Source organism: Rathayibacter sp. VKM Ac-2803 (assembly GCF_009807175.1).
Taxonomy (GTDB): Bacteria; Actinomycetota; Actinomycetes; order Actinomycetales; family Microbacteriaceae; genus Rathayibacter.
In genome coordinates, this window is record NZ_WUCD01000001.1 from 3,323,785 (window position 1) to 3,340,762 (window position 16,978).

Here is a 16,978-nt window from a genome sequence, read left to right on the forward strand (position 1 = left end):
CCCCGGAGGGGCGTATCGAGGCCCACCGGCGTCAGTGGATCGGGCTTCTGACCATGCCTTTTGACGCTGGTGGATCTCGATACGCCCGCTGCGCGGGCTACTCGATCAGCGAGGGAGGCCCCCTTCAGAGAAGCCGTCTCTCCGAGAGGAGCACCCTGCGGAGAGACCGCCTGGCCGAGGGAACCGTGGACCGTCGAGGGGGCCAGGGCTGGCGGGCGGGGTCGACGGACCGGGGTTCCCTCGGTGCCGCAGCAGCCGGGCGCGGCACGGCTGCAGGTCAGTAGTGCGGGGGAACGTCCTGGCGGAGGCGGGCGTCGTTCGGGCCGGTGTCCGGGCGAGCACGCGGCGCCTCCGGGTCGGGGACGGGAGCGTCGTGGGGCGCCGGGTCGGTGCCGGGCTTCGCCGGCAGGGTCGCCCGCCGACCGCCGCGCGACCGGCGCAGCGGCCGGTCGGAGCCGGCGGGCGACGAGCCCTCGCCCACGGTCAGTCGCGCGCCAGCGGCGGCATCGGGTGCGTCTCGTTCGGTCCGGCGCCCGCCGGGACCGTGATCGGTCCGGTGGCGCCCTCCTCCGTCGGCGCACCGATCAGCCCGGCGACCCGGACGGCGACCGCCTCGGGGTCGGCGAACAGCTCGAAGTTGTGCACCCGGAGGTAGTGCCAGCCGAGTCGGCGCAGCAGCTCGGGACGCAGGCGCAGCGACACGCGCAGGCTCTGCGTGCTGACGTCGCGGTCGGTCTCGACCACCACCGCGCGGGTGCCGTGCGCCGCGACCAGGGCGAGCTTGCCCTTGTGCCCGATGTTGACGCGGAGTCCACGGCGCTCGAGGCGCGCGGCGAGGTCGACGAGCATCGGCTCGGAGTAGTCGTCGCGATCGCTCGGCTGGACGCGGTCCTCCGCCTCCTGCAGCACCTGCGCGAGCGCGACCATGCCGTAGCGCATCCGCGACTCGTCGATGTCGCCCGGGCGGAAGCACGAGACGATGTCCATCGAGCGGCGCGCCCGCGTCATGCCGACGGCGAGCAGGCGCTCTCCCCCCGGCTCCGCGAGGGCGCCGAAGTTCGACAGCAGGCGGCCGTGGGGCGTGCGTCCGTAGCCGATCGAGAAGATCACCCGGTCGCGGCTCTGCGCCACCGACTGCTCGAGCGTCACCACCGCGAACGGCTCGGGCCGGTCGCCCAGGATGAAGTCGTTGAGGTCGGCGCGCTTGGCGAAGGCCGTGAGCACCGCCTGCTGCACCCGCACGGCGTGGCGCGGGCTCGCGGTGATGACCATCAGCGACTCCCGCGGCCTGATGACCGCGTGCTCGAGCACCAGCTCGACCACCTTCGCGACCTCGGCGTCGACCGACTCGACCGCCCCGGAGTCGTTCTCGGGCATGCCGTGCCCGCTGGCGATGTAGTGGAAGCGGAGCGAGTCGTGGCCGAGGAAGGAGCCGGCCCACGGCAGCGAGTCGATGCGCCCGCCGTAGAAGCGGCGGTTCACGAGCTCGGCGAGATCCTCGCCACCCGCCCGGTAGCTGCGGGTCAGGGTGACGGTGTTGAGCAGCTCGCCGAGGCGGGCCAGCGCCGACTGCGCGTGCAGCGCCTCGACGTCGGTGCGCGACGCGGCGTTGCCGAACTCGACGGCCTCGTCGACCCGGAGGCCGAACGGGGTCGGGGTCTGCGTGACCGGGTCGCCGAAGGCGACGACCTGCTTCGCGCGGCGTATCGCTCCGACGTTCTCGGCGAGGGTCGTGGCTCCGGCGTCGACGAGGAAGACCGCGTCGAACGTGGTCTCGGTGCCGATCCGGTGCACCTCGTAGGGCGAGGCGAGCCAGGCCGGGGCGAGCACGCGCGAGAGGTGCGGCGCCGCCTTCTGCAGCTCCTGCGGCGTCGTCGCCGACTCGGTGCGGAGGAGCGCCCGCAGCGCGTCGCGCTCCTGCGGCCAGTCGACGAGGCCGATCTTCCAGGTCTCGGACAGCTTCCAGGCGAGCAGCTCGGCGCTCGAGGCGGCGTGCGCCTCGTCGACGAGCTTGAAGTCGGCTTCGAGGCGGTCGAGCACGCCGGTGTTGCCGCCGAGGAGTGCGCGCTCGTCGGTGAGCATGATCTCGAGGGCCGAGCGCCACCAGGCGAGGTCGAGCTCGATCGCGACCAGCTCGGCCGGCACGTGGCGGCGGGAGAGGTCGGTGAGCAGCGGGTCGAGGCCCCATTCGCGGAGCGTCGAGAGCAGCGTGGTGCGCTCCTGGAGGTTCGCGAGCACCTCGCTGTCCTCGGCGAGACCCGAGACCATCGAGACGAGCTCCGCGAGTGGGAGCGAGGCGAGCTGGTTCGTGCCGCCCAGGCGGCCGAGCGGCTCGTCGAGTCGCCCGAGCTGGTCGGAGACGTGCTGGAAGGCGACCTGGACGTCGGCGACGCCGACCGGCACCTCCGGCACCGTGCCGGCGACCGCGTAGCGCTGCCAGAGCGTGCGCTGCTGCTGCACGCGACGCAGCGCCGCGTTGAGGTCGGTGACGTGGGCTCCGGGCCGCATGTACTCGCGGGCGAGCTTCTTCAGTCGCCGACGGTTGGTCGAGGACATCTCGGCCGCGTCGCGGCGCGGGGACGTCGCGACGATCAGGTCCTGGATCGAGCGGTCGAAGACGGCGGGCTGGAACTTGTCGAGCGTGTCGCGGACGTCCTGCAGCAGGCGCAGGTAGATGCCGAGCTCGGCGACGGACTCGAAGGGACGCATCCTCGTCTGGCCGATGACGTCCTGCGCCCGGTCGAGCAGACGGGGCAGGTCGCGCAGGTGCAGGCGCTTCGCCAGCTCGTGGGCGGCCTCGGCGTCGGTGGTCGACTCGAAGTGGGCGCCGTACCAGGGCGAGTCGCCCGGTCCGTAGCGGAACTCGCCGAGGCGAGCCGACTCGATGAGCATGCGCGTCGCCTCGGGGCGGCTGTGCGCGAGCGCGGTGACCGAGCGGCGGTCGAGACGGGCGGTGCTCGACGGAGGCGTGCGCAGCTGCGAGAGGCGCGCCAGCTCCTCGAGGGCCTGCAGCGCCGACACTCCGAAGCTGCCGTCGCGGCGCGAGAGCGCGCCGCGGTAGTCGAGCAGCACCTTGCGCAGGCGCAGCAGGGCGTCGTCGATCTCGCTGACGGAGGGGCGCGCCGACTTCTCGTTGCGGCCGATCGACTGGATCAGATCGCGGCGCAGGGTCCGGGGGCTGACGGCGATGCCGCCGAGCCCGGCCGAGAGCAGGCGCTGGTGGATGCTGTCGAGGCTGGAGCGGCGCGCGCTGACGACGAGGACGCGCTTGTGCTGCGCGGCGAGGGCGCCGATCGCGTTGACGATCGTCTGCGTCCCTCCGGTGCCCGGGAGGGTCTTCACGACGAGCGAGTTGCCGGCCGCGATGTTCGCGATGACCTGCTCCTGCTCGGCGTCGGCGTCGAGGAGGAGGTTGTCGGTCGCGGGAGGACGCTCGTCCTGCGGGATGATCGACGCCACCTTCTGCGACTGCTGCAGCGCTCGCTTGGCGGCCGGGTTGCCCGCGACCGCGTCGAGGACGGGGTGCTCGAGCATCCGGGCGTCGCGGAGCATGTCGCCCGCGACGTCGGCGAAGCTCGACACGACGAGGCGCGGGTGCACGGCGAACCAGGGCAGGTGCGAGGTCAGGCCGCGCAGCTGGTCGATGACCGGCTGGGGCTTGAAGACGCCGTTCTGCACGGCGAGCTCGACGAACTGCTCGGGATCGATCGTGATGCCGAACTGCTGCTTGAGGGCGCGGGCGAGCTGCGGGTTGAAGTAGGGCTGGCCCTTGAGCTTGAGCTCGAAGTCGCGGCCGTAGCGGCGGATCGCGAGCGGGCGCAGGAGGACCGGGGCGGTGAACTCGGTCTCGCCGGCGCGCCACTGGGCGAGGCCGATCGCGAGGTGCACGCCCTCGATGCCGCGAACCGAGCGCAGCTCGATCCCCTTGTCGGTGATCGCTGCGGCGGCGTTCTTCGCGGTCCGCAGGGCCAGCTCGTCGCGGATGAGGGACGAGAGCAGGGTCGTCTTGCCCGAGATGAAGGGCGGCAGGCCACCGGGGTGGGTCGTCGAGAGCTCGATGCGCGTCCGCGGCGAGTCGACGAAGTGGAGGAGCGGAGAGGGGCCGCCCACCTTGGCGAGCTCGTCCCGCCACGACTGCCACACGGGATCGGCGACGTTGCCGCTCTGGTAGCCGGCCTCGCCGCTGGTCACCTGACCGGGGGTGGTGGAGGTGGAGGGGAGCTGGAGGGAGGACGCCTCCCGCGGGTCACCGGATTCGGGTGAGGTCGCCACCGGTCCGGCTCCTGGGAAATCGTCGACACGTTGCACACGGACACCCTAAGCCGGGGACATCCGAAAGACCGTAGCGACGCGGAGGGGCGTCGATCGCGTCGCGGAAACCGCTCGTCAGGCGCGCCAGGAGCCGAGCGGCGGCGCGATCTCGACGAGGCGCTGCCCGTCGACGACGCGGATCCGGCCGGCCGCTCGGTCGTGCCCGCCGGCGCAGGCGACGGCGGTCATCACCAGCTCGGCGTGGTCGCGGGTGAGGTAGCCGAGCGCGCTGCGGAGGTCGACGGGGCGCCCGGTCGCGAGCGAGAGGGCGATGCGGACGACCGCCTCCTCCGACAGATCGAGGAGGCAGGCGTGCCGTTCGAGGAGGGCGAAGTCGACCACGGGCGCGTCGCCGGCGGTGAGCACCCACGGGTGCTCGGGGCGGAGGCAGCCCGCTCGGCCGAGGAGCTCCTCCGCGAGCTCGACCGACGGACCGGCGAGGGGACGGGGACTGGTCGACGCGCTCACGCGCCGCCCTCCGACCGGTCTGCCGAGCGGCGGGCGACGAGGCGCGCACCGACCGCGACAGCGGGGGCGAGGACGCAGACCGCACCGGCGATCAGCGGCGCGAGCCAGCCGAGCACGCTCACGCTGTCGACGTCGGGACCGAGGTACTGCCACTGGGTCACGGCGAAGACGAAGAGGGAGAAGAACGCGAGGGCGATGCCGGTGAGCGCCGAGACGAGATCGGCGGGGCGGACGACGCGCCACTCGGCGTCGTCGGCCTCGGGGGCGGGGGCGCTCAGGAGCGCGGGCGGGACCTGCGCGAGCGTGCCGGTGGACGGAGAGGTGCTCATGGGCTCGATGCAACCAGTCCGCGAGGGGCGGCGGCATCCTCCGCTGGCATGACGGCGCGCGACTCCGGTAGCGGTTGTCGCTAGGGGCCGAGCCGTCGACCCACCGACGACTGGAAGCGGAGGAGGTACCCGTCGGGATCGGTGACGAGGACCTGGCGGACGCCCGCCTCCTCCTCGCCCACGCGGTACCAGCGGGTCTCGGGCGGCGCGAAGGGCTCGATCCCGGAGGACGCCAGCGCGGCGGCGACGGCGTCCGCGTCGTCGACCCGGATCTGCAGGTTGAGGCCGCGGCCCAGGGGTCGCTCGAGCGGGGCGGTGACCCAGTCGCGGGTGTGACCGATCTGATCGAGCATCACGTGGGCGCCGCCCGAGACGAGGTACGCGAAGCCCTCGTCGGGCCGCGAGTAGCGGACGGTGAAGCCGCAGGGCCCGCACCAGAAGGCGAGGCTGCGGCCGAGATCCTCTACCAGCAGCTCGGGGACGAGGTCGGGGTCGGAGTCGGGCACACGGCCATGCTGGCACGGGCGCCGAGGGTCATCGCCGCGCGATGCCCCGGGGCGTCAGTCCTTCTTCGTGCGACCCGGCAGCAGCAGCAGGCCCGAGACGCCGACGACGATCAGGAGGATCGCGACGACGGTCACGAAGGAGGCCAGCGCGAGCACGGGCATGATGATCGTCAGCACGCCCGCGATCACCGAGGCGATGCCGGCGGCGATCGGCAGCCAGGCGGGGCCGGCGACGGTGCGGCCGCTGGTGATGCTCGAGACTCCGTCGAGGATCCAGCCCGCGCCGATCACGAGACCGAGCACGCTCAGCGACTCGAACGGGTTCGAGAGGCACAGGATGCCGGCGACGAGGATCAGCGCGCCGAGAAGCCCTGCCACCCAGCGCACCCGCGTCTCGAGGCGCGACGCGGTGAACGCGAGCAGGAGGCGGAACACCCCTGCCGCGATCAGGTGGATGCCGAACACGATGGCGACGGTGAGCAGCGTCGGCCCCGGGATGAGGACGGCGATCACCCCGAGCGCGATGGCGATCAGGGAGACGCCGATGATCCAGCCGCGCTCGACGGCGGTGCGGGACATCGTGGGCGCGGGGGTGGTCTCGGACATGGAGTTCCTTCGCGTCGGAGGGGCGGGACAGGGCACTTCGAACGTTAGGGCACCCGGACGCCGCCGGGGACGGCCTTGCGCACCGCGACGATCAGAGGCGGAGGCGGCGCAGGAGCTGGGCGTTCACCGCCACGACCACGGTGCTGGCGCTCATGAGGAGGGCGCCGACCTCCATCGGGAGCACGAACCCGATCGGTGCGAGGACACCGGCGGCGAGCGGCACCGCGACGACGTTGTAGCCCGCACCCCAGGCGAGGTTCTGCCGCATCTTCGCGTACGAGGCGCGGGACAGCGTGAGGATCCGCAGCACGCCGCGGGGGTCGTCGGAGGCGAGCACGAGCCCGGCCGAGGCGATCGCCACCTCCGTCCCCGCCCCGATCGCGATGCCGACGTCGGCGCCGGCCAGCGCGGGGGCGTCGTTGACGCCGTCGCCGACCATCGCCACGCGCCGACCCTCGCGGCGCAGCCGCTCGACGACCTCGCTCTTGCCGCCGGGCAGGACGCCGGACACGACCTCGGCGATCCCGAGCTCGCGGGCGACGCGGCGCGCGACCGGCTCCGCGTCTCCGGTGACCAGGGCGACCCGCAGGCCGGCCGCGCGCAGTGACGCGACCGCCTCCGCGGACTCCGGCCGGACGGCGTCGTCGAGGGCGAGGGCGCCGACGATCTCGCGTCCGCGGAGCACGTGCAGCACGGTCGCTCCGCGCTCCGCCGCCGAGGCCGCCGCGGGGAGGGGCTCGAGGCCGCGCTCGGCCAGGAGCGCGGGGCCGCCGACGGCGATGCGGTCGCTCCCGACGAGCGCCTCCACTCCGATGCCGCCCCGGGTGGTGAAGCCCTCGGAGCGCGGTGCGCCGTCGCCGGCGGCGCGCGCGATCGCGGCGGCCAGCGGATGCTCGCTCTCGCGCTCGACGGCGGCGGCCAGCGCGAGCGTGTCGGCGGCGCCCACGACCTCGACGACCTCCGGGCGGCCCACGGTGAGCGTTCCCGTCTTGTCGAAGAGCACGGTGTCGACGGTGCGCATGGCCTCGAGGGCACCGCGGTCGGTGACGAGGATGCCGGCCCTCGCCGCCTTCTCGGTCGCGATCGACACCACCAGCGGGATCGCCAGACCGAGCGCGTGCGGGCAGGCGATCACGAGGACGCTGATCGCGCGGACGAGGGCCGTGTCGGGTGCGCCGAGGGCGAACCACACGACGGCCGTGATCGCGGCGGAGCCCAGGGCGAACCAGAACAGGAGGGCGGCGAAGCGGTCGGCGAGCGCCTGTGCCCGCGAGGTCGAGGCCTGCGCGGCGGCGACGAGCCGACGGATCCCGGCGAGCGCGGTGTCGTCGCCGGTGGCGACCACGCGGAGGCCCAGGCGCGCGTCCGTCACGATGCTGCCGGCGGCGAGGCGGTCGCCGACCGAGCGCGCGACGGTGCGGGACTCCCCCGTCAGGATCGACTCGTCGACCTCCGCCGCCCCCTCGACGATCTCGGCGTCGGCGGGGACGCGACCGCCCGGGCGCACGAGCACGAGGTCGTCGACCAGGAGCTCGTCGGGGCGCACGCGCTCGGATCCCTCGTCGAGGAGCCGCTCCGCCTCGTCGGGCAGGAGCTCGGCGAGGGAGTCGAGGGCGCTGGAGGCTTGGGCGAGCGAGCGCATCTCGATCCAGTGCCCGAGGAGCATGATCACGACCAGGAGCACCAGCTCCCACCAGAAGTCGAGCTCGTGCGGGAGGAGCCCGACGCTCGCGCCGAGCGAGGCGGCGAAGGCCACGGTGATCGCCAGGGCGATCAGCAGCATCATGCCGGGGGCGCGCGAGCGGATCTCGTCGACGGCTCCGCTGAGGAACGGACGGCCGCCGACGACGAAGACCACCGTTCCGAGCGCGGGCGAGACCCAGTCGACCCAGGCGGCGTCGGGCAGCGGGTAGCCGAGGAGCGCCGCGAACATCGGGCTCGCCAGCACCGTCGGGACGGCGAGGACGAGCATCGCCCAGAAGAGGCGCCGGTACTGCGCGACGTGACCGGCGTGGTGACCGGCGTGATCGCCTCCGCCGGCGCGGTCGTGCGCGGCGTGGTCGTGACCGCCTCCGACCTCGCTCGAGTGGTCGTGCTCGTGCTCGCCGACGACGGGCGCGTGCTCCGTCGTCTCCTGCGGACTCTCCTCTCAATACCCCCGGGGGGTATCAACGAGGGAGGCCCCCAGGTATTCCCGAGAGAAGAGACGAGGAGGCGCGATCGCGCAGGTGGAGGGAGGCGGTGCGGAGCCCCCCCGCTCAGTCGAGCGCGTTCGCGCGGGCGACGCCTCCGCACCAGTGCCGGTCGGGGCGCCGCTCAGCGCCGCCCGCGGATGCCGGCCGCGCGATGACGTCGGAGGCTCCGGATCACGAGGGCGATCACGAGCACGCCGATGGCGCCGTAGATGATCGCGTCGAGCACGCCCGCGTACTGGTCGACGAGCTCGTACTGCGTGCCGAGCGCGGCACCGAGACCGATGAGCAGGCCGTTCCAGACGCCCGAGCCGAGGATCGTCAGACCCGAGAACAGGAGGAGGTTCATCCGCTCCGATCCCGCGGGCAGCGAGATGAGACTCCGGACCCCCGGGATCAGCCGGCCGAACAGCACCGCCCAGGTGCCGTGACGGCGGAACCAGCCGACGGCCTTCTCGAAGTCCTCGCGGTCGACGAGAGGCAGCTTGGAGAGGAGGCGGATCGAGCGCTCCGTGCCGATGCGGTAGCCGAGCCAGTACAGGATCAGCCCGCCGAGGTAGGCGCCGAGGGTCGCCGTGACGACGACGAGGATCAGGTTCATCCGCCCCTGCTGCGCGAGGAACCCCGCGAGCGGCAGCACCAGCTCGCTCGGGATGGGCGGGAACACCGTCTCGATCAGGGTCAGCAGACCGACTCCGACCTCGCCGAGAGCGGCGATCACCCGCGCGGCGACGCCGACGAGCCCGGAGAGCTCGTCGATGCTGTCGGAGGAGGAAGCGGTGGCCAGGGACGCCGGGGCGAGGGCGAGGGTCGCGATCGTCATGACTGAGAAGCTACTCAGTCCTCCGCGGCGGCGCCTGGGAAAGCGGCCGCCGGGTCAGGGCGCACCGGTGAGGACGACCGTGCCGGAGCCCTGCACCCGCACCTCGACGGCGGCGATCTCGGCCAGCGAGAGGCCGGTGGCGAGGGTCGGGTGCACGGTGCTGCCCGGCGTGCTCGTCCACGAACCGACGGGCGCGGTCTCTCCGGAGGTGTCGGTCACGTACATGACGTAGCCGACGCCGCCCGCGTACGCACCGGTCTCGCCGTCGGCGGCGCCCCAGGTGCAGTCCATGTCGATCCGCGTGCCCCACTCCTCCGAGACGAACTCGACGGTCGCCTCGACGGGCACGCCGGGGGCGCCCGCCAGCGCGACGGTGGCGCTCGCTGTCTCGACGCTCTGGAGCGCCGGGGCCACCATCATCGGCAGGGCCACTGCGGCCGCGGCCGAGACTCCGGCCGCCGCGAGGACCAGGCCGGCGATCTTGAGCCGCGTGCGCCGGCGGGCGGACGCGGTCGCCGCGGCCAGGCTCGACAGGAGGGCGGGCGGCGACGCCTCGACCGCGCGCTCCTCGGGGGTCTCGAGGAGGCCCAGCGCCTCGTCGTGCGACAGGTGCGAGAGGATCCCGGGCAGGGGCACGAACTCGGCGAGCGCGTCGCGGCAGCCGCCGCAGGCTCGCAGGTGCAGCTCGTACGCCCGGCGGTCGGCCGCCGACAGTGCGCCGAGCAGGTAGGCGGCGTCCCAGTCGTCGAAGTCGTCCTTCACAGCTCGGTCACCCCCCGCTCCTGCAGCGCCAGCTTGAGGGCCCGCATCCCGTAGTGCATCCGCGACTTGACGGTGCCGGGGGCGATGTCGAGCAGCTCGGCGATCTCGCTCACGCTGCGCCCGCCGTAGTAGGCGTGCACGATGACCGCGCGGTGGTCGTGGCTGACCTCGCTCAGCGCCTCCGAGAGCAGCCAGGCGTCGAGCACCTGGTCGGTGCGGTCGCCGTGCGCGCGCTCGGGGACCTCGTCGGTCCCGAACTCGCGGGCGTGACGGGCGCTGCGGCGGTCGTCGATGACGAGGTTGCGGGCCACGGTGTAGAGCCAGGAGCGGGCGGCCGCCTCGCCCTGCGCGAGGATCTCGGGGTGCTTCCACGCGCGCAGCAGCGCCTCCTGCACCACGTCCTCCGCCAGATGGCGGTCGCCCGTGAGCCGGAGGACGAACCTCCACAGCGCCGCCGAGTGCTCGTCGTGCAGCGCACGCAGCATCTCGGCCTGATCCTCGGACATCTCCACCTCTTTCCCTGGTCAACGTAGCGGGGCGGTGTTCGGTTCACTCGGCGCGCGCGGCCGGCCGGTTCGCGCCGACGCCCGCACTCTGGTACTCCGGGTACGGTGACCTTCCCCGATGCCGCCGACGCCGCCCGCGTGCGCACCTTCCTGCGTGACCACCGCGGGCACATCCTCGACGACATCCGCCACCTGGTCATGATCGAGAGTCCCAGCGACTCGCTCGACGCGCTCGAGGAGCTGCACGCCTACCTCGTGCACTGGGTCGGCGAGCGCCTCGGGCACGCGGCCGAGATCGAGCACCTGCGCGAGCAGGACGCCCCCCGCGCCACGAGCTGGACCTTCCCCGGCTCGGCCCCCGGTCGCGGCGCGCGCGGCTCGCGGGCCTTCCTCGCGCTCCTCGGCCACTACGACACCGTCTGGCCGCTCGGCACGACCCGCTCGTGGCCGTTCGCCGTCGACGGCGACCGGCTGAGCGGCCCCGGCACCTACGACATGAAGGTCGGCCTCGTGCAGATGGTCTGGCTGGTCGCGGCGCTGCGGCACGCCCGGCTCGCCCACCCCGCGGTGCGCCTGATCGTGAACGGCGACGAGGAGGTGGGCAGCCTCTCCTCCCGCGGGTTCCTCGAGCGCCAGAGCAGGGGCGCGGAGGCGGCGCTCGTCTTCGAGGGCGCGATCGGCGACGCGGTGAAGACGGCGCGCAAGGGGATCGGCAACTTCGTGGTGGACATCGTCGGGGTCGAGGCGCACGCGGGTGTGGAGCCCGAGAAGGGCGCGAGCGCGATCCACGAGCTCGGCGCCCTCATCCCGCGGGTGCTCGCCATCGCGCGACCCGACGCCGGCACGACCGTCAACATCGGGCTGGTGGGCGGCGGCCAGCGCGTCAACGTGACCACCGGGCGGGTGCGGCTCGAGCTGGAGGCGCGCATCCGCGGCGCCGCGGAGGCCGCCCGGGTGGAGGCCGAGATGAACGCGCTCGCGGCGTCGGATCCGCGCATCCGGATCGAGGTCCGCGGCTCGTGGCAGCGACCGGTCTTCGAGCGGACGGCCGCCGTCGCCGCGCTGTTCCGCCGGGCCGAGCGGATCGCGCGCACCATCGACGTGCCGCTGACCGAGACCGCGGTCGGCGGCGCCAGCGACGGCAACCTGATCGCGGCGCTCGGCGTCCCGGTGCTCGACGGGCTCGGCGCACCGGGCGAGGGCGCGCACGCCCGCAGCGAATCCGTCAGCATCGACGGGATCCTGGAGCGGATCACGCTGTCCTCGCTCCTGGTCGCGAGCTTCGCGGCCGAGGCCGACTGACGTGATCGACGAGACGATGAGGAGCACTGGATGACCCTGTTCGAATCCCGCCCGGTGGGCGTCGTGATCGACGCACCCGCCGACGAGGTCTACTCCTTCGTGGTCGACCCGGCGAACCTGCCGCTGTGGGCCGCGGGGCTCGCCTCCTCCGCCGTCGAGGAGGTGGACGGCCGCTGGTTCGCCGACTCGCCGATGGGGCGCGTCGAGGTGCGCTTCGCCCCGCGCAATCAGTTCGGCGTGGCCGACCACGTGGTGACGCTGCCCGACGGCACCTCGGTCGACAATCCGCTCCGGATCCTCGTCAACGGAGACGGGGCCGAGGTCGCCTTCACGGTGCGCCGCCGGCCGGGGATGAGTCTCGACGACTGGGACGACGACTGCGCCCGCGTGGCCGACGACCTCGAGACGCTCCGCGGGCTCCTGGAGCGCGAGATCCCCTCCGCACCGGAGTAGCAGCCCCCGATCGCGGGCGGCGGCCGATCGGGCGCCGATGCGGGGCTAGATTCGTCTCACCGTCGGCGCTCCGGCGGCCACTCCGCGCGAGAACGAGGGACGCGATGACCTCTCCCCAGCCGACCACCCGCCCCGCCGGCGGCATCGAGCTCAACGGCCTCGACACCATCCAGGAGTCGGAGCGGCACGGCCGGCCCCGCGACCTGTTCTGGCCGTGGTTCGCGGCGAACGTCTCGGTCCTCGGGCTGAGCTACGGCTCGTTCCTGCTGGGCTTCGGGCTGTCGTTCTGGCAGGCGACCGCGGTCGGCGTGATCGGCATCGTCGTCTCGTTCCTCTTCTGCGGCTTCGTCGCGGTGGCGGGCAAGCGCGGATCGGCGCCGACGATGGTGCTCAGCCGGGCGGCGTTCGGCGTCGACGGCAACCGCCTGATCGCCGTGGTCTCGTGGCTGCTCACGGTGGGCTGGGAGACGGTGCTCGCCTCCCTCGCGGTGCTCGCGACGGCCACGGTGTTCGAGGAGTTCGGCTGGGACGGCGGCGTGCTGACCAAGGTCGTCGCGCTGATCGTCGTCGCCGCGCTGATCGTGATCGCGGGGATCGCCGGGTTCCGGCTGATCATGCGCCTCCAGCTGGCCATCACCATCGCCACCGCGGTGCTCACCGTGGTCTACGTCGTGCTGGTGCTCGACCGCATCGACCTCGGCGCCGTGGCGAGCCTGCCCGCCGGGTCGACGGCGGCCGTGATCGGCGGGCTCGTGTTCATGATGACCGGCTTCGGACTCGGCTGGGTCAACGCCGCGGCCGACTACTCCCGCTACCTCCCCCGCACGGCGGGCACCGCCGGGGTCATCGGCTGGACCACGATCGGAGGCGCCGTCGCACCGGTCGTGCTCGTGATCGTGGGCCTCCTGCTCGCGGCCTCGTCGACCGAGCTCTCCGACGCCATCGCCGCCGACCCGATCGGGGCGCTCGCGAGCATCCTGCCGACCTGGTTCCTGCTCCCCTTCATCGTCGTGGCGCTCCTGGGCCTGATCGGCGGAGCGGTGATGGACATCTACTCCTCGGGTCTCGCGCTGCTGAGCACGGGGCTCAAGGTCTCCCGTCCGGTCGCCGCCGGCATCGACGGCGTGCTGATGGTCCTCGGCGCGATCTACGTGGTGTTCATCGCGGGCGACTTCCTCGGCCCCTTCCAGGGCTTCCTGATCACGCTCGGCGTGCCGATCGCGGGCTGGCTCGGCGTGTTCCTGGCCGACCTGATCCTCCGCCGTCGCGACTACGACCAGGAGGCGCTCTACGACTCCCGCGGCCGCTACGGCAGCGTCTCGATCGCGCCGGTGCTGCTCGTCGTCATCGGCGCCGTCGTGGGCTGGGGGCTCGTCGTCAACTACTCCCCCGGCTTCGAGTGGGAGGGCTACCTCCTCGGCCCGATCGGCGGCCGAGACGGTGCCTGGGCGGGGGCGAACCTCGGTGTGCTCGTGGCGCTCGTGATCGGCTTCGTCGGCACGCTCGCTCTCTCGCGCTCGGCCGTGCGCCGCCAGGAGTCGCGCGCATGACGCTGCTGGTCGCGATCGACCTGCAGCACGTGTTCGCCGACCCGGAGTCGCCGTGGGCGTCGGGCGAGTTCGCCCGGGCCGCCGACGGCACGCGGCGCCTGCTCCCGGTCTTCGGCGAGCGCGTCGTGACGACCCGCTTCGTGGCACCGGCCGAGCCGGCCGGGGCGTGGATCCCCTACTACCGCGACTGGCCCTTCGCCCTCGTCCCCGGGAGCGACCGCCTCTACGAGCTGGTCCCCGGATTCGAGGGGCACCGGACCCTGACCGCGACGACGTTCGGCAAGTGGGGCCCCGAGCTCGAGGCACTGCTCGACGGCGGACCGCGCGAGCTGGTGCTCACCGGCGTCTCGACCGACTGCTGCGTGCTGTCGACGGCGCTCGCCGCGGCGGACGCGGGGGTGCACGTGCGGGTGGTCGCGGACGCCTGCGCGGGCGCCTCCGAGACCGATCACCGGCGCGCGCTCGACGCGATGGCGCTGTACGCGCCGCTGATCACGCTGACGACGGTCGACGAGGTGCTGGCGGGCGTGCAGGACCGAGGGTGAGGACGGCCGACGCGCTTCGGATCGCCGGAGTCGCGCGTCCCGCCCTCGGTTGCGCCCGACCGCTCGCCCTGAGAACGAGCGACGCGGCATGATGGCGGGATGTCCTCCGAGAACGACCGCGACAGCGCGGCGCCCCGAGTCCTGGTCGTCGGCGAAGCGCTGATCGACGTCGTCGAGCGCGACGGCGCGAGCAGCGAGCACGTCGGCGGCTCTCCCGCCAACGTCGCGCTCACGCTCGCCCGGCTCGGACGCACGGCGACCCTCGTCACCGACATCGCCGACGACGCGCGCGGCCGCCGCATCGCCGAGCACCTCGGCGCATCGGGTGTCGAGGTGCTGCGCGGTGACTCCGAGCGCACGTCGACGGCGCGCGCGGTGCTCCAGAGCGACGGCTCCGCCGAGTACGTCTTCGACCTGTCGTGGAACCCGCCCGCCGCGGACCCGGCCGGAGCCGCCCACGTGCACACCGGCTCCATCGCGATCTACCTCGAGCCCGGCGGCTCCGCGGTGCTGGAGCTGCTCGAGGCGCTGCCCGCCGGTGTCACCGCGAGCGTCGACGCGAACATCCGCCCCGCGCTCGTCGGCGAGCACAACGACGCCCTCGCGCGCTTCGAGCGCGTGGCCGCCGCCTGCGAGATCGTGAAGCTGAGCGACGAGGACGCCGAGTGGCTCTACCCGACGATGCAGCTCGACGAGGTGCTCACGCGGCTGCTCTCGCTCGGAGCGCAGCTCGCCGTGGTGACGCGCGGCGGTGACGGGCTGCTGCTCGCCTCCGCTGTCGCACGGGCGACGGTGCCGGCGGCGCGGATCGTCGTGGCCGACACGATCGGAGCGGGTGACTCGGCGATGGGCGCGATCCTCGACGAGGCCTTCCGGCAGGGGCTGGGAGCGCCGAACGGGATGCTGCTCGACGAGCCGGCGCTGCGGGCGATCGGGCACTGGGCGGCCCGTGTGGCGGGGATCACGACGTCGCGCTCGGGCGCGAACCCGCCGACGCGCGCGGAGCTCTGAGGCGGGGGCTCCGCCGGCCCGTCCCCTTGCCGTTGCAGACCCGCCCCCGCGGGCAGATACTGGGCGCGTTCCCGACAGGAAGGCACCTCATGTCCACGAGTCTCAGCCCCTACATCGGCTTCCGCGACAACGCTCGCGAAGCGATGGAGTTCTATCGGTCGGTCTTCGGAGGCGAGCTCCAGTCGAGCACCTTCGCCGACTTCCACGCGAGCGACGATCCGGCCGAGCAGGACCTGATCATGCACTCGCAGCTGACCACGCCGAGCGGCCTCATCCTGATGGGATCGGACACCCCCTCGTCGATGGAGTACGTCGAGGGCGCCCGCATCACGATCGCGATCTTCGGCGAGGACGCCGAGGAGGCGGGCGGGTACTTCGACGCCCTCGCCGACGGCGGCTCCGTCACGATGCCGCTCTCCGACTCCCCGTGGGGGGATCGCTTCGGGATGCTCGTCGACCGATACGGCGTCGGATGGATGGTCAACATCTCCGGCCCGTCCGCCTGACCCGTCCCGATCGGCGCCCGAGCAGGCGCAGAATGGAGGGACCGCGCTGCTTCCGGGCGCGGTCCCTCCCCTCTGACGAAGGCTGCAGATGACGATCACGCTCGGGTACAAGGCATCAGCGGAGCAGTTCGGGGCACGTGAGCTCGTCGAGCTCGCGGTCGCCGCCGAGCGCCACGGCTTCGAGAGCGCCGTCGTCTCCGACCACTTCCAGCCCTGGCGGCACACCGGCGGGCACGCGCCGTTCTCGCTCGCCTGGCTCGCCGCGGCCGGCGAGCGGACCTCGACCATCCGCCTCGGCACCTCCGTGATGACGCCGCACTACCGCTACAACCCGGCCGTGATCGCGCAGGCGTTCGGCACCCTCGGCGTGCTCTACCCCGACCGCATCATGCTCGGCGTCGGTACGGGCGAGGCGCTCAACGAGGTCGCGACCGGCTACCAGGGCGCCGGCGAGCAGACCTGGCCCGACTTCAAGGAGCGCTTCGCGCGCCTCCGCGAGGCCGTGCGCCTGATGCGCGCCCTCTGGGCCGGCGACCGCGTCACCTTCGACGGCGAGTACTACTCGACCCACGAGGCGTCGATCTACGACAAGCCCGCCGACGGCGTCCCGGTCTACATCGCCGCGGGCGGCCCCGTCGTCGCGAAGTACGCCGGGCGTGCGGGCGACGGCTTCATCTGCACCTCGGGCAAGGGCATGGAGCTCTACACCGAGAAGCTGCTCCCCGCCGTGGAGGAGGGGCTGGCCGCGGGTGGTCGCGGCTCCGCGGCGATCGACCGGATGATCGAGATCAAGCTCTCGTACGACACCGACCCCGCGCTCGCCCTCGAGAACACGCGCTTCTGGGCGCCGCTGTCGCTCACTCCCGAGCAGAAGCACTCGCTGACCGACCCGGTCGACATGGAGCGGGCCGCCGACGAGCTGCCGATCGAGCAGGTCGCCAAGCGCTGGATCGTCGGCTCCGACCCCGACGAGACGGTCGCGCAGATCAAGCCGTACGTCGACGCGGGCTTCACGCACCTGGTGTTCCACGCGCCGGGAGACGACCAGCAGCGCTTCTTCGACGCGTTCGAGCGCGACCTGGCCCCGCGGCTGCGCGCGCTCTGACCC

17 protein-coding genes are annotated in these 16,978 nt (G+C 73.2%); 7 read left to right on the forward strand and 10 right to left on the reverse strand.

The window, feature by feature from the left end:
* Nucleotides 1-277: 277 nt before the first annotated feature.
* From GRS96_RS15510 to GRS96_RS15555, 10 genes are all read right to left on the reverse strand, one after another.
* Nucleotides 278-481, reverse strand: coding sequence for a hypothetical protein (locus tag GRS96_RS15510; protein ID WP_159856883.1), 204 nt, complete (start codon nucleotides 479-481; stop codon nucleotides 278-280).
* 2 nt (nucleotides 482-483) lie between these two features.
* Nucleotides 484-4,272 carry a DEAD/DEAH box helicase gene (locus tag GRS96_RS15515; protein ID WP_236553641.1) on the reverse strand — a complete coding sequence of 1,263 codons (3,789 nt, stop codon included), beginning with the start codon at nucleotides 4,270-4,272 and terminating at the stop codon, nucleotides 484-486.
* Between the two features lie 114 nt (nucleotides 4,273-4,386).
* Nucleotides 4,387-4,779, reverse strand: a complete 393-nt coding sequence (locus GRS96_RS15520; RefSeq protein WP_159988906.1) for a hypothetical protein — start codon at nucleotides 4,777-4,779, stop codon at nucleotides 4,387-4,389.
* A complete protein-coding gene (locus GRS96_RS15525; RefSeq protein WP_159988907.1) occupies nucleotides 4,776-5,108 on the reverse strand; it encodes a hypothetical protein in 333 nt (110 codons plus the stop codon). Before GRS96_RS15525 ends, GRS96_RS15520 begins: the two co-directional genes overlap by 4 nt.
* A gap of 80 nt (nucleotides 5,109-5,188) precedes the next feature.
* Nucleotides 5,189-5,614: a bleomycin resistance protein gene (locus tag GRS96_RS15530; RefSeq protein WP_159856889.1), complete on the reverse strand. Its 426-nt coding sequence runs from the start codon at nucleotides 5,612-5,614 to the stop codon at nucleotides 5,189-5,191.
* A gap of 54 nt (nucleotides 5,615-5,668) precedes the next feature.
* On the reverse strand, nucleotides 5,669-6,220 hold the full coding sequence (locus GRS96_RS15535) for an HdeD family acid-resistance protein (RefSeq protein WP_159988908.1): 552 nt from the start codon (nucleotides 6,218-6,220) through the stop codon (nucleotides 5,669-5,671).
* Nucleotides 6,221-6,311: 91 nt separating this feature from the next.
* Nucleotides 6,312-8,192 carry a copper-translocating P-type ATPase gene (locus GRS96_RS15540; protein WP_159988909.1) on the reverse strand — a complete coding sequence of 627 codons (1,881 nt, stop codon included), beginning with the start codon at nucleotides 8,190-8,192 and terminating at the stop codon, nucleotides 6,312-6,314.
* A gap of 344 nt (nucleotides 8,193-8,536) precedes the next feature.
* The gene (locus GRS96_RS15545; RefSeq protein ID WP_159856895.1) at nucleotides 8,537-9,235 is read right to left on the reverse strand and encodes a DedA family protein; all 699 of its coding nucleotides are present in this window, start codon (nucleotides 9,233-9,235) and stop codon (nucleotides 8,537-8,539) included.
* A 54-nt stretch (nucleotides 9,236-9,289) separates the two neighbouring features.
* Entirely contained in the window at nucleotides 9,290-9,997 is a 708-nt protein-coding gene (locus GRS96_RS15550; RefSeq protein WP_159988910.1) for an anti-sigma factor family protein, read from the reverse strand.
* The gene (locus GRS96_RS15555; RefSeq protein WP_159856899.1) at nucleotides 9,994-10,503 is read right to left on the reverse strand and encodes a sigma-70 family RNA polymerase sigma factor; all 510 of its coding nucleotides are present in this window, start codon (nucleotides 10,501-10,503) and stop codon (nucleotides 9,994-9,996) included. Before GRS96_RS15555 ends, GRS96_RS15550 begins: the two co-directional genes overlap by 4 nt.
* A gap of 105 nt (nucleotides 10,504-10,608) precedes the next feature.
* Here GRS96_RS15555 and GRS96_RS15560 point away from each other — a divergent pair, with 105 nt between their 5' ends.
* The 7 genes from GRS96_RS15560 (at nucleotide 10,609) to fgd (ending at nucleotide 16,975) form a co-directional block, all read left to right on the forward strand.
* Entirely contained in the window at nucleotides 10,609-11,805 is a 1,197-nt protein-coding gene (locus tag GRS96_RS15560; protein WP_204162100.1) for a M20/M25/M40 family metallo-hydrolase, read from the forward strand.
* A gap of 30 nt (nucleotides 11,806-11,835) precedes the next feature.
* A complete protein-coding gene (locus tag GRS96_RS15565) occupies nucleotides 11,836-12,258 on the forward strand; it encodes an SRPBCC family protein (protein WP_159988911.1) in 423 nt (140 codons plus the stop codon).
* Between the two features lie 104 nt (nucleotides 12,259-12,362).
* Nucleotides 12,363-13,808 (forward strand): purine-cytosine permease family protein, encoded by a 1,446-nt coding sequence (locus GRS96_RS15570; protein WP_159856903.1) that lies wholly within the window; start codon nucleotides 12,363-12,365, stop codon nucleotides 13,806-13,808.
* Entirely contained in the window at nucleotides 13,805-14,353 is a 549-nt protein-coding gene (locus tag GRS96_RS15575) for a cysteine hydrolase family protein (protein ID WP_159988912.1), read from the forward strand. Before GRS96_RS15570 ends, GRS96_RS15575 begins: the two co-directional genes overlap by 4 nt.
* 99 nt (nucleotides 14,354-14,452) lie before the next feature.
* On the forward strand, nucleotides 14,453-15,364 hold the full coding sequence (locus tag GRS96_RS15580; protein ID WP_159856907.1) for a carbohydrate kinase family protein: 912 nt from the start codon (nucleotides 14,453-14,455) through the stop codon (nucleotides 15,362-15,364).
* Between the two features lie 89 nt (nucleotides 15,365-15,453).
* The gene (locus tag GRS96_RS15585; protein ID WP_159856909.1) at nucleotides 15,454-15,870 is read left to right on the forward strand and encodes a VOC family protein; all 417 of its coding nucleotides are present in this window, start codon (nucleotides 15,454-15,456) and stop codon (nucleotides 15,868-15,870) included.
* Between the two features lie 88 nt (nucleotides 15,871-15,958).
* Nucleotides 15,959-16,975 carry a glucose-6-phosphate dehydrogenase (coenzyme-F420) gene (fgd, locus tag GRS96_RS15590; protein ID WP_204162101.1) on the forward strand — a complete coding sequence of 339 codons (1,017 nt, stop codon included), beginning with the start codon at nucleotides 15,959-15,961 and terminating at the stop codon, nucleotides 16,973-16,975.
* Nucleotides 16,976-16,978 lie beyond the last annotated feature (3 nt).